This is a genomic window from Actinoallomurus acanthiterrae (assembly GCF_054775715.1).
Genome location: NZ_BAAHCO010000001.1, coordinates 4,109,003 through 4,124,426, shown reverse-complemented (window position 1 = coordinate 4,124,426; position 15,424 = coordinate 4,109,003). Strand labels below are relative to the sequence as shown.

At 72.5% G+C, this 15,424-nt stretch carries 16 protein-coding genes; 11 read left to right on the top strand and 5 right to left on the bottom strand.

Features of this window, described 5'->3' with window-relative positions; genetic code table 11:
• The first annotated feature begins 49 nt into the window (after window positions 1-49).
• A complete protein-coding gene (locus ACYVF7_RS19955) occupies window positions 50-1,036 on the top strand; it encodes an SMP-30/gluconolactonase/LRE family protein (RefSeq protein WP_460342507.1) in 987 nt (328 codons plus the stop codon).
• Window positions 1,037-1,066: 30 nt separating this feature from the next.
• Window positions 1,067-1,921, top strand: coding sequence for a YhjD/YihY/BrkB family envelope integrity protein (locus ACYVF7_RS19950; protein ID WP_460342504.1), 855 nt, complete (start codon window positions 1,067-1,069; stop codon window positions 1,919-1,921).
• A gap of 7 nt (window positions 1,922-1,928) precedes the next feature.
• Here ACYVF7_RS19950 and ACYVF7_RS19945 read toward each other — a convergent pair whose 3' ends face one another.
• The 3 genes from ACYVF7_RS19945 to ACYVF7_RS19935 all read right to left on the bottom strand — a co-directional run bounded on the left by ACYVF7_RS19945 (window position 1,929) and on the right by ACYVF7_RS19935 (window position 5,043).
• On the bottom strand, window positions 1,929-2,816 hold the full coding sequence (locus ACYVF7_RS19945; RefSeq protein WP_460342501.1) for an RNA polymerase sigma-70 factor: 888 nt from the start codon (window positions 2,814-2,816) through the stop codon (window positions 1,929-1,931).
• On the bottom strand, window positions 2,816-3,997 hold the full coding sequence (locus ACYVF7_RS19940; protein ID WP_460342498.1) for an NAD(P)/FAD-dependent oxidoreductase: 1,182 nt from the start codon (window positions 3,995-3,997) through the stop codon (window positions 2,816-2,818). The genes ACYVF7_RS19945 and ACYVF7_RS19940 overlap by 1 nt, the downstream gene beginning before the upstream one ends.
• A gap of 107 nt (window positions 3,998-4,104) precedes the next feature.
• Window positions 4,105-5,043, bottom strand: a complete 939-nt coding sequence (locus tag ACYVF7_RS19935) for a LysR family transcriptional regulator (protein WP_460342493.1) — start codon at window positions 5,041-5,043, stop codon at window positions 4,105-4,107.
• A 73-nt stretch (window positions 5,044-5,116) separates the two neighbouring features.
• Here ACYVF7_RS19935 and ACYVF7_RS19930 point away from each other — a divergent pair, with 73 nt between their 5' ends.
• The 6 genes from ACYVF7_RS19930 (at window position 5,117) to ACYVF7_RS19905 (ending at window position 8,727) form a co-directional block, all read left to right on the top strand.
• Complete coding sequence (locus tag ACYVF7_RS19930; protein ID WP_460342490.1) at window positions 5,117-5,290, top strand: hypothetical protein; 174 nt, start codon at window positions 5,117-5,119, stop codon at window positions 5,288-5,290.
• A 73-nt stretch (window positions 5,291-5,363) separates the two neighbouring features.
• Complete coding sequence (locus tag ACYVF7_RS19925; protein ID WP_460342487.1) at window positions 5,364-5,561, top strand: hypothetical protein; 198 nt, start codon at window positions 5,364-5,366, stop codon at window positions 5,559-5,561.
• Window positions 5,562-5,566: 5 nt separating this feature from the next.
• Window positions 5,567-6,544, top strand: a complete 978-nt coding sequence (locus ACYVF7_RS19920) for an MFS transporter (RefSeq protein ID WP_460342484.1) — start codon at window positions 5,567-5,569, stop codon at window positions 6,542-6,544.
• A 35-nt stretch (window positions 6,545-6,579) separates the two neighbouring features.
• Entirely contained in the window at window positions 6,580-7,059 is a 480-nt protein-coding gene (locus ACYVF7_RS19915; RefSeq protein ID WP_460342481.1) for an RrF2 family transcriptional regulator, read from the top strand.
• 49 nt (window positions 7,060-7,108) lie between these two features.
• Complete coding sequence (locus ACYVF7_RS19910) at window positions 7,109-8,350, top strand: MFS transporter (RefSeq protein ID WP_460342478.1); 1,242 nt, start codon at window positions 7,109-7,111, stop codon at window positions 8,348-8,350.
• Window positions 8,350-8,727, top strand: a complete 378-nt coding sequence (locus ACYVF7_RS19905; RefSeq protein ID WP_460342475.1) for a hypothetical protein — start codon at window positions 8,350-8,352, stop codon at window positions 8,725-8,727. The genes ACYVF7_RS19910 and ACYVF7_RS19905 overlap by 1 nt, the downstream gene beginning before the upstream one ends.
• Before the next feature lie 21 nt (window positions 8,728-8,748).
• On the opposite strand, the gene larC is transcribed toward ACYVF7_RS19905, so the two are convergent.
• Complete coding sequence (gene larC, locus ACYVF7_RS19900) at window positions 8,749-9,945, bottom strand: nickel pincer cofactor biosynthesis protein LarC (protein ID WP_460342472.1); 1,197 nt, start codon at window positions 9,943-9,945, stop codon at window positions 8,749-8,751.
• A 94-nt stretch (window positions 9,946-10,039) separates the two neighbouring features.
• Complete coding sequence (larB, locus tag ACYVF7_RS19895) at window positions 10,040-10,732, bottom strand: nickel pincer cofactor biosynthesis protein LarB (protein ID WP_460342469.1); 693 nt, start codon at window positions 10,730-10,732, stop codon at window positions 10,040-10,042.
• Window positions 10,733-10,762: 30 nt separating this feature from the next.
• Between larB and larE the strand changes: the two genes are divergently transcribed.
• The 3 genes from larE to ACYVF7_RS19880 all read left to right on the top strand — a co-directional run bounded on the left by larE (window position 10,763) and on the right by ACYVF7_RS19880 (window position 15,408).
• Complete coding sequence (gene larE, locus ACYVF7_RS19890) at window positions 10,763-11,590, top strand: ATP-dependent sacrificial sulfur transferase LarE (RefSeq protein ID WP_460342466.1); 828 nt, start codon at window positions 10,763-10,765, stop codon at window positions 11,588-11,590.
• Between the two features lie 339 nt (window positions 11,591-11,929).
• Window positions 11,930-14,215, top strand: coding sequence for an HAD-IB family hydrolase (locus tag ACYVF7_RS19885; protein ID WP_460342463.1), 2,286 nt, complete (start codon window positions 11,930-11,932; stop codon window positions 14,213-14,215).
• Window positions 14,212-15,408 (top strand): zinc-dependent alcohol dehydrogenase, encoded by a 1,197-nt coding sequence (locus ACYVF7_RS19880; protein WP_460342460.1) that lies wholly within the window; start codon window positions 14,212-14,214, stop codon window positions 15,406-15,408. The genes ACYVF7_RS19885 and ACYVF7_RS19880 overlap by 4 nt, the downstream gene beginning before the upstream one ends.
• Window positions 15,409-15,424: the final 16 nt, after the last annotated feature.

Below are 15,424 nucleotides of genomic sequence, written 5' to 3'. Positions count from 1 at the left end.
GTCAACAGACTCTTATATCCCTCCCCGTCACCCGGAAAGGTGCTTCACGATGTCCACCCGCACCACCGCACACGCCACCTGGCGGCGCGCGCTCCTCACCCTCACCGCGACGTCCGCCGCCCTGGCCGCCCTCACTGTTCCCGCCACTGCCGCGACGGCCCATGACCACGAGGACAGCGCCTACACGATCACGATCAACGGCAGCAATGCCTACCCTGAAAGCGTCGCGGCCGACAACCACTACGTCTACACCGGCAGCATTGACGACGGCACCGTCTACCGCGGGCGTCTCGGGACGAAGACGCTCGAACCGTTCCTGCCGGGCGGCCAGGACGGCCGTACTGAGGTCACCGGGGTCAAGGTCACCGGCAACCGCCTGCTGGTCGCCGGCGCCTTCACCGGACGCTTCTTCATCTACACCAGCACCGGGAAGCTCGTTTCCAGCTACACCGTCCCCGACACGGGCGAGCCGACCCTCGTCAACGACGCGGCCGTCACCCCCAACGGGGACGTCTACATCACCGACTCCTTCCGCGCCGTGGTCTACCGGATCTCGGCCGCCGAGGTGAACGCCCCCGCCACCGGCGCCCACCGGACCCTTCAGGTGGCCTACCACCTGCCGGACTACGTGGCCGGCCAGTCCAACGGCAACGGCATCGCCGCCGCCCCCGACGGCAAGTCCGTGATCATCGGCTACTGGTACAGCGGCGCGCTCTACCGGCTCACCCTCGCCACCGGCGAAGTCCGCAAGATCGCCGCGCCGCCCCTGACCAGCGCCGACGGCATCGTGCAGCAAGGAAACACCCTGTACATCGCCCGTTCTGTGAACAACGAGGTCGCCACGGTGCAGCTTTCCCCCGACGACAGCCGGGCCACCGTCGTCTCCGAACGCACCTACCCGGGGGCCGACACAATCACCGGCGTCGCCGTGAGCGGGGACCGGCTGCTGGTGACCAACTCCCAGATGGACACCTACCTGTACGGCACTCCGCTGACCAGCCCGGTGTTCACCCTCGAAAGCCTGCCACTGCGCTGACGCTTCTCCTAGGCTCTTAGACTGGCGTACATGGCGGGCCGGAGGGGGCCGGTCGGTCCGCGTGGCGGGCGGGGGCGGATGCGCGCGCGGCTCTCGGAGCTGCGGCGACGGGGCCGGGGCGCCGCCCAGCGCCTCAGGGCGGGTGAGCCGGGCAGGCTGTGGAGTCGGCTGAACGCGGTCGACTTCTATGGCGCCTCGTTCCAGTTGGCCGCGCTCGCGATCCTGTGCTTCTTCCCGTTCCTCATCGTCGTCACCGCCGCGGCCGGTCGTGACGCCGCGGCGGTGGTCGCGGGCTGGCTGGGGTTGAACCGGGAGGCGGCGCAGGACGTCGCGGCCCTCTTCGAGCACGGGCCGGGCTCCGGCACGCTGACGATCACGAGCGTCTGCCTGCTGGTCGTCGGGGCGCTGGCCGTCGCCGGCACCCTCCAACAGTGGTACGAGCGGGTCTTCGACGTCCCCGGCCGAGGGTTGCGGGGTGTCGCCGCCCAGTTCTCCTGGCTCGCGGCGCTGGTCGCGTACGCCATCGTCCAGGCCACGGCCGGCCGAACGCTCGGCCCGGCCGGCGGGCCGGTGCTGCAGGGCCTGTTCGGTTTCGCCCTGGCGACGCTCTTCTGGTGGGGAAGCATGAAGGTGCTGCTCATGGGCGCGGTGAGCTGGCGCGCTCTCTTTCCCGCCGCCCTGGCCACGGCCGTGTGCTGGATGGGGCTGGGGGTGTTCTCCGCCCACTTCTTCTCCGCGTCGATCGTCGCGAACGAACAGAGCTACGGCCCCATCGGCGTCATCATGATCATCTTGTCCTGGATGGTGGCCATGGGGGTCGTCATCCACCTCGGATCGATCGTCGGCCGGATGTACGACGAGCGCCGCTCCCGGCCCCCGGGATGATGCCGGGTCAGGTGGTGTCGGGGGCGACCGCCGTGAGCTTGTCCGGGGCGGCGATCAGGTGGATCGCGCTGATCCCCCGGCCGTCGGGGGCGACGTCGACGGCGGCGACCGTGATGGGCACGCCGGCGAGGTGCACGAGGACCGCCGGTCCTCCGTTCGCCTCGACGAGGCGGAACTCCGATCCCGGCGGCACGTCCTCCGCGACCGCCGCGAAGAATCGGGCGACCTTGTCCGCTCCCTCGATCGGGCGGCGCGGCGCGCGTACCTTGCCGCCGCCGTCCGACCAGAGCGTCACGTCGGGGGCGAGGACCTCCATGAGGGCGTTCAGGTCGCCGCCGACGGCCGCCTCCAGAAACCGCTCGGTGGCCCGCTGGCGCACCTGACGGTCGGATTCGAAGCGCGGCCGGCGCGCCTCGACGTGGCGGCGGGCCCGGTGCGCGAGCTGCCGTACCGATTCCTCCGAACGGTCCAGGACGCGGGCGATCTCCGCGTGGTCGAAGCCGAACGCCTCCCGCAGGACGAACACCGAGCGTTCCAGCGGCGACAGGGTCTCCAGCACGACGAGCATCGCCATGGACACCGAGTCGGCGAGCGCGGCCTCCTCGGCCACGTCCGGGGCGGTGAGCAGGGGCTCGGGCAGCCAGGTGCCGACGTACACCTCGCGGGCGGCCTTCTCTCGGCGCAGCCGGTCGATGGCCGCCCGGGTGGTGAGTTTGACCAGGTAGGCACGGGGCTCGGTGACCGTGGTCCGGTCGACGCGGCTCCAGCGGAGCCATGCCTCCTGCAGCGTGTCCTCCGCCGCGGCGACACTGCCGAGCATGCGGTACGCCACCGAGAACAGCAGCGTCCGATGCTCCTCGAAGACGTCGTCGCCGGACGTCGGGCCGTCCGGCATCAGGACGCCAGCGGGGCGGGCTCGGCCGGCCGGGCGGCCGTACGACGGCGCGGCGTGTAGGGACCGGGGTGCCGGAACACCAGCTTCGCGGAATCGAGCACGATGTTCTTGTACCAGACCGCGAGCCGGCCCGTCAGGACCCATCGGCTCGGGTTCTGGTCGGCGCGCAGGAACTGGATGAATGCGTCGCGGCGGCCGAGGCTGACGCACTCGTGGAAGTAGCGGAACCGGAACGAACGCGGCGTCCTCCCGGCCAGGCGGTCGGCGATCGCGTCCGCGGCGCACGGCGCGGTGAAGCCTCCGGTCCGGCAGCCGTACGCCAGTGCCGCGCCCCAGGGGCCGGGTACGGCGGCGGCGTCGCCGATGGCGTACACGTCCGGGTGGGACACGGACCGCAGCGTCTCGTCGACCATGATCCGGCCCTGGTCGTCCACGGCGAGCCCGGCGTCCTGGGCCAGGGACGGCACGGTGAAGCCGCCGGCCCACACGCACAGGTCGTACGGGACCCGCCGGTCCCCGTCCAGCACGAGCGCGTCCTCGGCGACCTTCCGGATCCCGGCGCCGGCGAGGACCTCGACGCCGAGCCGGTCGAAGGTTCGGCGCAGGTACCGCCGTGCCCGCGGGGCCTGCCACGCCCCGGGTTCCGTACGGGAGACGAGGCGCACCCGCAGGTCGGGACGGGACTCGGCCAGTTCCGCCGCCATCTCGATGCCGCACAGCCCGCCGCCGCACACCGCGACGGTGGAGCCGGGCGACGCGGTCGCCAGCGCTCCGCTCAGGCGTTCCGCGGACCCGGCGTCGGAGAGGGTGTGCGCGTGAGCGGCGACGCCCGGCACGGCGCGTACGTCGACGGTACTGCCGAGCGCGTACACCAGCACGTCGTAGCCGAGCGTCTGCTCGCCGCCCCGTGCCTGGACGCGGATCCGGCGGTCGACCAGATCGATGTCGCCGATCCGGCCGACGATCAGGCTCCCGCCTCGAGCCTCGCCGACCAGGCCGGCCAGGGGCAGCTCGCGGAGCCGCTGTCCGGTGGCCGTCTGGTGCAGGCGCGGCCGTTCGACGAACGACGGCGACGCGCTCACCACGGTCACGTCGGCGTCGCCGCCGAGCCTGTTGATGAGCCGCCGGGCGGCCGGCAGTCCCGCGTATCCGGCACCGAGTACGACGATCCGGGTTGTCATGGTGGTCCTCCTGACGGTGACGTGGCGCTTGGAGAGGCGCCTTCACCGATGTAGGCGGAACCACCCCCGCCGAACGTGACATGCCTTGGCCGTAGATCGGTGGGCCGTCAGGCGGATCGGGGCCAGTCGTCCGTGGTCTGGTGGTCGCGTACCGCCTCTTCCAGCGCGCGTATCCCGAGGTCGATGAGCGGGTTCCGCCGGCTGCCCCGGCGTACGCAGGTGAGGATCCGCCGGGTCGGCATGTTCTCGCTCGACACCGGCACCCGGACCGCCGCCTGGCCCGCCGGGCCCTCGGCCAGGCGCGGGACCAGCGAGACGCCCAGCCCGTTGCCGACCAGCGCCCAGATCGCCGGCCACTGGGTGGCGGCGTGCACGATCCGCGGTGAGAACCCGGCCGCCGCGCACAGCATCCGCACCCGCTGGGCGTGGTCGCAGGTGCCCGGGTCGGCGACGATCCAGTCCTCGGCCGCCGCGTCCTCCAGCCGCACCGACACCGCCCGCGCCAGCGGGTGGTCGGCGGGCACCAGCAGGATGTGCGGCTCCTCCATCAGGGGGCTCTGCTCGAATCGTGCGTCATCCGGCGGCGGCCCGCCCTCGATGGGTTCCACGACCGCGAGATCCGCCTTGCCCGCCATGAGCAGGTCCATGCTCTGCACGGTGTCGCACTCGCGCACCTGCACCAGGAGGTCGGGATGGCTGCGCCGAAGCCGCCCGGCCGCAGGGGCGATCAGGCCGCTGATCGCGGTGGTGAAGCCCGCGATGCGCAGCGGTCCGGTCATGCCGGCCCGGTGGGACTCCAGGTCCGCCTGCGCCTCCTCCCATCGGGCCAGCAGCGCGTCGGCGTGGTCGATGAGCAGGCGTCCGGCCGGGGTCAGGCGGACGCCGCGGCCCTGCGGTTCCAGGATCGGGACCTTGAGCTCGCGTGCGAGCTCGCGCATGTGGTGGGAGATCGCCGACGGGGTGAGGTGCAGTGCCTCGGCGGCCGCGGTGACCGTGCCCTGCTGGTGCACCACGCGGAGCATGTGAAGCCGGCGCAGGTCAATCATGCAATCAGTTTGCACATATCACCCGCAAAACATGCAATAGACCTCAACGGTCGTCCGGGGTCATCCTGCTGCCATGCGCACCGACACGAACACCATCGTTTCCCGGCACACCACCAGCGAGGGCGTCGTGGTCTGGCGTCGCTGCGCCTGCGGTCGGCTTCAGATGGCCCTGGTCCCCTACGGCATCGGCGGTAAGGGACTCGCCGCGGGCGGACACGACATCCGGTGCCCCCGCTGCGGCCGTTAGTGCCGCTCGGCACCGCGAAATGACTTCCGCTCCCCGTATCACTCGTTTCACAGCGATCTGGACCCTCATCGGCTTGGTGCTGCTGACCCTCAACCTGCGGGCGGCCATCACCGGCATCCCCCCGGTCCTGGGCGAGCTCCAGGACGAGTTCGGGCTCACCGGCGTCGAGGTCAGCGTGCTCACCACCCTGCCGGAGCTGTGCGTGGGAATCTTCTCCGCGCTCGCCCCGTGCTCGCCCGCCGGATCGGCCCCGAGACGGCGATCACCGTAGCGCTCATGGTGATCACGAGCGGGCTCCTGCTGCGCGTGGTCCCCGCCCAGGCGGCGCTGTTCACCGGGACCGTGCTGGCCGGAGCCGGGATGGCCACGGGCAACGTGCTGGTGCCGGCGGTCATCAAGCGCGTGTTCCCCCGCCGCGTGGGATCGCTCACCGGCCTGGCGATGATGCTGTTGTCGGTCGGCGGCGCGGCTGGGGCGGGCCTGGCCGTCCCGCTGGACCACATGGGCGGCTGGCGACTGGCCCTGGCCGTGTGGGCGGTCCCGTCTCTGATCGCGGCCCTGGTGTGGGGCCCGCTCGCACTCCGCGGGCGGAAGCGCTCGCCGGAACCTCCGGCCGCCCACGCTTCCAAGTCCACGGAGAAGGGGGCGTTGCTGCGCTCGCCGCTGGCGTGGTCCGTGATGGTCTTCATGGGCATGACGTCGCTGATGTTCTACACGCTGACGTCGTGGCTTCCCGAGATCATGCACGATCACGGGTTCGCGCCCGCCACCGCCGGAATGATGAACTCGGTCATCATCGTCATCGGAATCCCTCTCGGTTTCGTCGTACCGGTGGTCGCCGCCCGCCTGCGCGACCAGCGGCCGCTCGTCCTCGGGGTGGTCGCCCTGATGGTGATCGGACTCGGCGGCTTGCTCCTGGCTCCGCAGGCCGGATGGGTCTGGATCACGATCTTCGGGGTCGCCACGGGCAGCGCGTTCCCGATCGCCCTCACGCTCCTCAACCTGCGCTCACCCAATGCCGCGATCACGACGCGGCTCTCGGGCATGGCCCAGTCCGGCGGGTATCTCCTCGCCGCGTCCGGTCCGCTGACCTTCGGTGTGCTGCACAGCGTCACCGGCGGCTGGGGGGCGTCGATCTGGCTGCTGCTCCTGCTGGTGGTACCCGAACTCGTGTGCGGCCTACGGGCCGCACGGCCCGGCTTCGTACGGCTGCGTTCCACGCGGTCGGAGGGCCACGTGGTTCTACTTTTGTAGTGTCAGAGACAACCTGGACGGGTAACATCCAGATTATGCGGATGGGGGAAGGCGTCGAGTGGGGGCTGCACTGCTGTCTGGCCCTGGCGTGGATCGGCGGTGAGGAGCCGCTGTCGACGGCGAAGCTGGCGGCGTGGTTCGAGCTGCCTCCCGCGTACCTGAACAAGCGGCTCCAGGCGCTGGTCCGGGCGGGCGTGCTGACCTCGACCGCGGGCGCGCGCGGCGGGTTCCGGCTCGCCCGCCCCCCGGAGAAGATCACGCTCATGGACGTCGTGTCCGCGATCGAGGGGCCGGAAGAGGCGTTCCGCTGCGCGGAGATCCGGCAGCGGGGCGCGGGCGCGGAGGCTCCCGCGAGCGACTTCCGGCGCGCGTGTGGCGTCTCCGTCGCGATGCGCCGGGCGGAGCTGGCGTGGCGGCGGGAGCTCGCCTCCCAGACCCTCGCCGACCTGATGGTGGCGGCGCCTCCGTCGGCCGGCGCCCGCGCCCGGCGCTGGCACGAACGCGTCAACGGCTGACCTGAGTCCCCGAGAGACAGTCTCGGGCCGACTTGTAGGGAGAATCTGGATGTCGAATGTCCTGAATCGGCCCCGTACGGCAGAGGTGACGAGGCCGGGCGGCCTGGGCCCGACGCTCGTGCTCGCGCTGGGCACCTTCGCCGTCGGCACGGACGCCTTCATCGTCGCCGGGTTCCTGCCGTCCATGGCCCGTACGCTGCACGTGTCCACCGGAGCGGCGGGCCAGTCGGTCACGGTGTTCGCCGTCGCGTACGCCGTCCTCGCGCCCGTGCTGGCCACCATGACCGCGCGACTGCCACGACGCATGCTGCTGGTCGGGGCTCTCGTCGTGCTGGGCGTCGCCAACCTGGCCTCGGCGCTCGCACCGAACCTGCCCCTGCTGATCGCGAGCCGGGTGCTGGCGGCGGCCGGGGCCGCCGTCTACACGCCCGGAGCCGGGGCGGTGAGCGCGGCACTGGTCCGCCCGGAGCTGCGGGCACGCGCGCTGGCCGTGGTCGTCGGCGGCCTGACCGTCGCCACCGCACTCGGGGTGCCGCTGGGCGACCTGGCGGGCCACTGGCTCGGCTGGCGTACGGCGCTCGGCCTGGTGGCCGCGCTCTCCCTGGTGGCGGCGGCCGGGGTGTTCTGGATCATGCCGGTGCTGCCGGGCGGACCGCGAGTGCCGCTACGGACGCGTCTCGCCCTGCTGCGCCTGGCGATCGCGGCGGTGCTGCCGCTGACCGTCCTCGGCATGGGGGCGAGCTACACCGTGTACGCGTACAGCGTCCCGGCGCTGCGGAGCGTCGGGGTGCCCGAGGGTGCGACGATCCTGATGCTGTTCCTGTACGGCGCGGGCGCCGTCGCCGGCAACCTCGTCTCCGGCTACGCCACCGACCGGTGGGGCCCGACGCGCGTGCTGAACGGCGGCTACCTCGCCATGGCCGTCGCCCTGGCGGCCCTGGGTATCAGCGCCGCCACCGGCGTCACGTCCCCGCTGATCGCCGGGATGCTGGTGCTGCTGTGGGGCGCGAGCACGTGGACGCAAACGCCCGCGCAGCAACACCGCCTCATCGCCGCCGCTCCCCAGGAGGCCCCGCTCGTCGTCTCGCTGAACGCCTCATCGATCTACATCGGCATCGGTGCCGGAACCGCCGCCGGAGGCGCCGTCCTCAGCGCGGGCCCGTCCGTGATGTACGGGCTGGCCGCCGCGGTCGCGGTCCTCGCCCTGGTGTTCCTGCGCTGGACGACCCGGACCGGACGCGGATGGCGCCCCGTCCCCGCGCCGAGGAGTGCCGGCGACGCCGCACGCTGATGGCCGGCAGTACCGGTCTGTCGCCGTCCGCGCGGTACCGCGTCAATTTTCAGTTCGGGCTTAACGTCGCAGGTCAGAGTTCGGAGTCGGCGAGCGTGACCGGTTTTTCTCCAGCAGAAATACGACGGGATGAGAAGGAGCCCGCGCCCGTCGAGGCGCAACTCCTTATCGACCGGATGATCTGCCTCGAGCACCGGGGCTCGCCAGCGCATGGACGGGGCGAAACTGCTCAAGAGCGCGCCGATTCCCCCTTCTCGGAGCAACCGGGATCGCAGCACCCGATCGGCGTCACCCGCCGCCACTCGCCGAACGCCTTCGCCGCCGAGATCAGGCCAGATCCAGAAAACACCCCAGAAAAGGCCATACCAACAAAATGACCGAAATAGGGCACCGCGAGGTCAGGAATCGCGTTCGCCGGCCCGCCGCGCGGCCTCGGCGAGCACGTCCCGTACGGGACGGCCGGTCGCCGCCGCGGCGGCGCGGACGTCGTCGTACTCCGGCTGCGCCGTCACGACCTCGCCGTTCAGCAGGCCGCGCTTCACGCCGACCGTCACTCCCCCGGTGACCGGCACGGTGATCTCGTCGCGGTCGAGGGAACGGCGCTCGACCGGCGAGACGCGCACGCCGAGCGTCGTCGTCTGCTCGAAGATCACGCGGCACACGGCGTCGAGCCGCTGCGGGTCCGCCAGGACGCTCAGCACCTGGCCGGGACGGCCCTTGCGCATCAGCGCGGGCGAGCACCAGGCGTCGGCGGCTCCGGCCGAGCGCAGGGCCTCCAGCACGTCCGGCCACAGCCGGGGATCGAGGTCGTCGACGGTGGTGTCCACGCGGCGCATCTCCGCCGTCGCCCAGCCGGTCGCGTCGGCCGCTTCCCCGATCAGCACGCGCAGGACGTTCGGGTGGCCGTCGGGGTCGGCGCGGCCGGCGCCGGTGCCGGTGGCGCGCGGGACGCAGTCCGGCGCGGGGCCCCAGCCGGTGGCGAGCGTGGCGAGCAACGCGGCGCCCGTCGGGGTGCACAGCTCCATGGCGGCGGGATGCGAGCGCAGCGGCGCACCGGCCTCGGTGAGCAGTTCGAGGACGGCGGGGACCGGGACGGGCAACGGCCCGTGGGCGGCGCGGACGACGCCGGAGCCGGCCGCGACCGGCGACACGACGCGGGTCGCGGTGCCGAGCAGGCCGAGGTCGTGGAGCGCGAGCGCGCACCCGGTGACGTCGGCGATGGCGTCGAGCGCCCCGACCTCGTGGAAGTGGATCTCCGAGACGTCCACGCCGTGCACCCGGGCCTCCGCGCGGCCAAGCCGCTGGAAGACGGCCAAGGCGAACTCCCTCGCCTCCTCCGGCAGGGCGGCGGCCGTGAGGATCGCCGTGACATCGGCGAGGTTCCGGGAGACGTCGCTGTCCGGGGCCCGGACCTCGGCATACCGGGCGCGCAGCCCGTGCCGCCGCACCTGCGTCACCTCGACGTCCAGGGGCTCGACGGCGAGGCCGCGCAGGCCCGCCCGTACGGCCTCGAGGTCGGCACCGGCGTCCACCAGCGCCGCGAGCAGCATGTCGCCCGCCGCGCCGTTGCCCGCGTCGACCCACAGGGTCCTCATCGGACGGCCTTCCCTTCGCGCGTGACGTACGACGGCGGCCGTCCGGCCCGCGTCAGGTGGCCCTCACCTTCGCCCATCGGCGGACGGCCGGTCCTCATCCGGCCGCCTTCGCGGTGCGGCGGGCGATGCGGGCGGCGGCGACGCCGGCGCCGAAGCCGTTGTCGACGTTGACCGAGACGATGCCGGGGGCGCAGCTGTTCACCGTGGCCAGCCAGGCGGTGACGCCCTCGAGGTTCCAGCCGTAGCCGACGCTGGTCGGCACGGCGATCAGGGGCGCGCCGACGAGCCCGCCGAGGACCGAGGGCAGGGCGGCCTCCATACCGGCGATCGCCACGACGACGTCGGCATCGGCGATCCGGTCACGCTGGGCCATGAGCCGGTGGATGCCGGCCACGCCGACGTCGACGATCTCGTCGGGCTCGGCTCCGAAGACGCGCACGGTCGCCGCGCACTCGCGGACGACGGGCAGGTCGGAGGTGCCCGCGGCGACGACCGCGACGGTGCCCCGGGTCTCGGTCGTCCCCAGGATCGCCGTACGGCCGACGGGGTCGACCTCGGCCGCCGGCAGCCGTTCCCGGCACGCGGTGATCGCCTCGTCCGACAGCCGGGTGGCGAGCACGGCGCGTTCGGGGTGCGCCTCGTGCAGCGCCTGAAGGGCGGTGACGATCTGCTCGGGCGTCTTGCCCTGGCCGAACACCACCTCCGGGTCGCCGGTCCGGGCGGCCCGGTCGACGTCGAGCCGCGCGAAGCCGAGATCGGTTACGCCGTTCGGCTGGGATACCGTCATGAGAGTCGTTCCTCAACGGATCGGGGTTGCATGGTGGACGTGGTGGTCCTCTCCGACGAACTGCTGACCGAGATGGCAGGCTACGGCAGAACGCTCGTGGCGTTCTCCGGCGGCGTGGACTCCAGTGTCGTACTCGCGGCGGCGGCCCGCGCGCTCGGCCCCCATCAGGTGGCGGCCGTCACCGCGGTCTCGCCCTCCCTGCCGTCCGCCGAGCTGGACGCGGCGCGGGAGCTCTGCGCGGACCTGGGGGTGACCCACCACACGCCGACGACCTCCGAGCTGGAGGTGCCCGGATACCGGGAGAACGGCCCGCAGCGCTGCTACTTCTGCAAGAGCGTCCTGCTCGACACCGCGAACGCTCTCGCCGACCACCTGGGGTACGCCACGATCACGACCGGCACGAACGCCTCGGACGTGGTCGCCGGGTTCCGGCCCGGCATCCGTGCCGCCGCCGAGCGCGGGGCCCGTACGCCACTGGCCGACCTGGGCCTGGACAAGGCGGCGGTGCGCGCCATCGCCCGCCACTGGGACCTGCCGGTGTGGGACAAGCCGGCCGCGGCCTGCATGGCGAGCCGCGTCGCGTACGGCATCGAGGTGACCTCCGCCCGGCTGGCGCGGATCGAGCGGGCCGAGACGGCCGTCCGCGCGCTGTTCGGCGGCACGGTCCGTGACCTGCGCGTCCGGGACCTCGGTGACGCCGTGCGCCTGGAGCTCGACCCGCAGTTCGTCGAGCGGGCCCGGGGCGACCAGGCCGTGAGCGCGGCGATCCGCGAGGCCGGGTTCGCCGCCACGCCGATCCGCGTCGAGGTGTTCCGGTCCGGTTCGATGAACGACGCGCTCACCGCCTCGGACCGCTGAGCCGGTCCGGACGGTGAGATCCGCACGACATGGACGACACGCTCGCCGCCTCCGATCGCCGAGGCAAACCAGACGGTGAGATCCGCATGACGTGAACGACACGCTCGCCGCCTCGGACCGCCGAGGCTGACCGGACGGTGAGATCCGCATGACATGAACGACACGCTCGCCGCCTCCGATCGCCGAGACCGGACGGTGACACGTACACGGTGAGATGTGCGCGACATGAACGACGGGTGACGCGCCCGGCCGTTTGAGCGGTGCCGGTGAACCGTTAGGGTTTCCCCTGTCAGTTTGCGGCCGGGACGGCTCATGCCCAGGATCGGAGAAGAACAGCGGATGGCGCCAGACCGACCTCACGAGTTCCCGTCCCTCGGTGACTCTCACGTCCTGCTGACCGGCGCCACCGGTTTTCTCGGGCAGGCGACCCTGGAGAAGCTGCTGTCGGCCCACCCGGGCGTGCGCGTGTCGGTGCTGATCCGGCCGCGCGGCGGCACGTCCGCCCAGCGCCGCTTCGACGGGCTGCTGCGCAAGCCGGTCTTCCGCACGCTGCGCGAGCGGATCGGCGAGGAGGAGCTGCGCCGCATCGCCGCGGAGCGGGTCAACGTGATCGAGGGCGATCTCGGCGAGGTGACACTGCCCGCCGACATCGACGTGGTGATCCACGGCGCGTCGACGGTGTCCTTCGACCCGCCGATCGACGAGGCGTTCCGTACGAACGTCGCCGGCGTCGTCACCCTGTACGAGGCGCTCCACAAGTCGGGCGCCGACCCGCACGTCGTCCACGTCTCCACCGCCTACGTCGCCGGCGTCCGCAAGGGCGTCGTGCCGGAGGCCCGGCTGGACCACACCGTGGACTGGCGCACCGAGATGGCCGAGGCCCTGGCGTCCCGCGCCGACGTCGAGCGCGACTCGCGGCGGCCCGAGGTGCTGCGCAAGTCGGTGGCTCGGGCGCAGAGCGAACACCGCAAGGCCGGTCCGCAGTCGGTGGTCGCGGCCGCCGAGGAGGCCCGCCAGGAGTGGGTGACCGACCGGCTCGTCGACTATGGCCGGTCGCGGGCGCAGAGCCTCGGCTGGCCCGACGTGTACACGTTCACCAAGGCCCAGGGCGAGCGCGCCGCCGAGGAGCTGTGGGGCGAGCGGCGGCTGTCGATCGTCCGCCCGGCGATCGTGGAGAGCTCGCTGCGCCACCCGTACCCGGGCTGGATCGACGGCTACAAGATGGCCGACCCGCTGATCATCGCGTACGGGCGCGGCGTCCTGCCGGAGTTCCCCGGCCTGCCCGACAGCGTCGTCGACATCATCCCGGTCGACCTGGTCGTCAACGCCACCATCGCCGTCGCGGCCACGCCGCCCGAGCGCGGCGAGACCGGCTACTTCCACATCGGCTCCGGCTCGCGCAACCCGCTGTCCTTCCGCGGCCTGTACGAGAACGTCCGCGACTACTTCCGGCGGCACCCGATGCCGGCCGGCGAGCGCGGCCACATCCGCGTGCCGCAGTGGCGCTTCCCCGGCAGCCGGCAGGTCGAGATGATGCTGAGCAGCGGCGAGCGCGCCACCTCGGCGGCCGAGCGGGCGCTGCTGCGGCTGCCCGCCTCGGCCAAGACGCGCGACTGGATGACGGCGGTGCACCGGCAGCAGACCAACCTGGACTTCCTGCGCCGCTACTCCGACCTGTACCAGGCCTACACCAAGGCCGAGGTCATCTACGACGACGCCCGCACGCACGCGCTGCATCTGACCGTGCCGCCCGAGCGGGTCGAGGAGTACGGCTTCGACCCGTCGATCATCGACTGGGAGTACTACCTCCAGGAGGTGCACTCCCCCAGCGTCACCGAGCTGATGCGCGGCTTCTCCAAGGGCCGCGGCGGCGGCCGCAAGAGCGCCGACCCGGTGCTGCCCGAGCGCACCGACGTGGCGGCGGTGTTCGACCTCGAGGGCACGATCATCGCCTCGAACCTCATCGAGTCGTACCTGTGGGCGCGGCTGTCGTCGACGCCGCGTTCGCAGTGGGGTGGCGAGCTCGCCGACCTGGCCCGCTCGCTCCCCAAATACCTGCGGGCCGAGCGGCGCGACCGGGGCGACTTCGTCCGGGCCTTCCTGCGCCGCTACCAGGGCGCCGACGTCGCCGAGCTGCGCGCGCTGGTCGACGACGTCCTCGGCGAGGCGGTGCTGCAGCGGGTCATGCCAGAGGCGGTCCGCAAGATCCGGGCGCACCGCGCGGCCGGCCACAAGACGATCCTCATCACCGGCACGATCGACGTGTTCGTCGAGCCGCTCGCGACGCTGTTCGACGAGGTCGTCGCGAGCCGCATGCACGAGCGCGACGGCGTGCTGACGGGCTACCTCGACGCGCCGCCGCTGGTCGACGAGGCGCGCGCCGCCTGGCTGCTCCGCCACGCCGAGGAGACCGGCCTGGACCTGTCGCAGTCGTACGCCTACGCGGACAGCTACTCCGACCGGCCGCTGCTGGAGGCCGTGGGCAACCCGGCGGCGGTCAACCCGGACCCGTCGCTGTACCGCCATGCCAAGCGCAAGCACTGGCGCATCCACGAGTGGGGCGCCCATACCCGTGGACGGGGCGACGTGCTGATCGACACCGTGGGAGCGAGGACCGCCCGATGATCCTCGCGCTCGAGTACCACCGCTCGCCGGGCCGGTTCGTGGCCGCCCGGGGGCTGACCTCCACCCGCGTGGGGAGCCGGCTGAGCGGCATGGTCGCCGGGAACGTCGCGCCGCTGCGCCTGGTCAACCGCCAGGCGCCGGAGCTGCCCGGCGAGGGCTGGACCCGCGTGACGCCGATCCTGACCGGGATCTGCGGCTCCGACCTGAGCCTGCTGACCGGCCACTCCTCGCCGTACCTGTCGCCGATGACGTCGATGCCGTTCGTGCCCGGCCACGAGATCGTCGGCCGGACCCTGGACGAGCTGCCCGGCATCCCGAAGGGCAGCCGCGTCGTCATCGACCCGGTCCTGTCGTGCGAGGTGCGCGGCATGGAGCCCTGCCGCTGGTGCGCCGCCGGGCAGCAGAGCCGCTGCGACCACATCACGGCCGGCCGCATCTCCGCCGGGATCCAGACCGGCACCTGCGCCGACACCGGCGGTGGCTGGAGCCGGCAGATGGTCGCGCACGCGAGCCAGCTGCACGTGGTGCCCGACGACCTGCCCGACGAGCGGGCGGTCCTCGCCGAGCCCCTCGCCTGCGCGATCCACTCGGTGCGGCGCGTGCCGATCGAGCCGAACTCCACGGCCGTCGTCGTCGGCGCGGGCACCGTCGGGCTGCTGACCCTGCTGGCGCTGCGGGAGCTGACCCAGGTCGGTGCGGTGTACGTCATCGCCAAGCACGGGCACCAGAAGGAGAAGGCCAAGGCGCTCGGCGCGACCGCCGTCATCGAGCCCCGCAAGGCCGTACGCGCGCTGCGGCGCGTCACCACCGCGCGGATGCACACGCCGGAGATGGGCGCGGACTTCCTGCTCGGCGGCGTCGACACCGTCTTCGAGTGCACCGGCGGCGCCAGCGGCCTCGACACCTCGCTGCGGCTGGCCCGCGCCGGGGGTACCGTCGTGATGTCGGGCATGCCGTCCGGTGGCGTCGACCTGACGCCGCTGTGGTTCCGCGAGCTGGAGCTGGTCGGGGCGTACTGCTCCGGTTCCGACGGGGCCGACTTCGCCGACGCGCTTCGGCTCGCCGGCTCGGCCCCGCTGGACGGCTACGTCGGCACGACCTACCCTCTCGCCCGCTGGCGGGAGGCACTGAACCACGCGGCCGACTCCGGGCGGCTGGGTACCGTCAAAGTCGCCTTCGACCTCGCCCGCTAGGGTTCTGAAAGGAAAG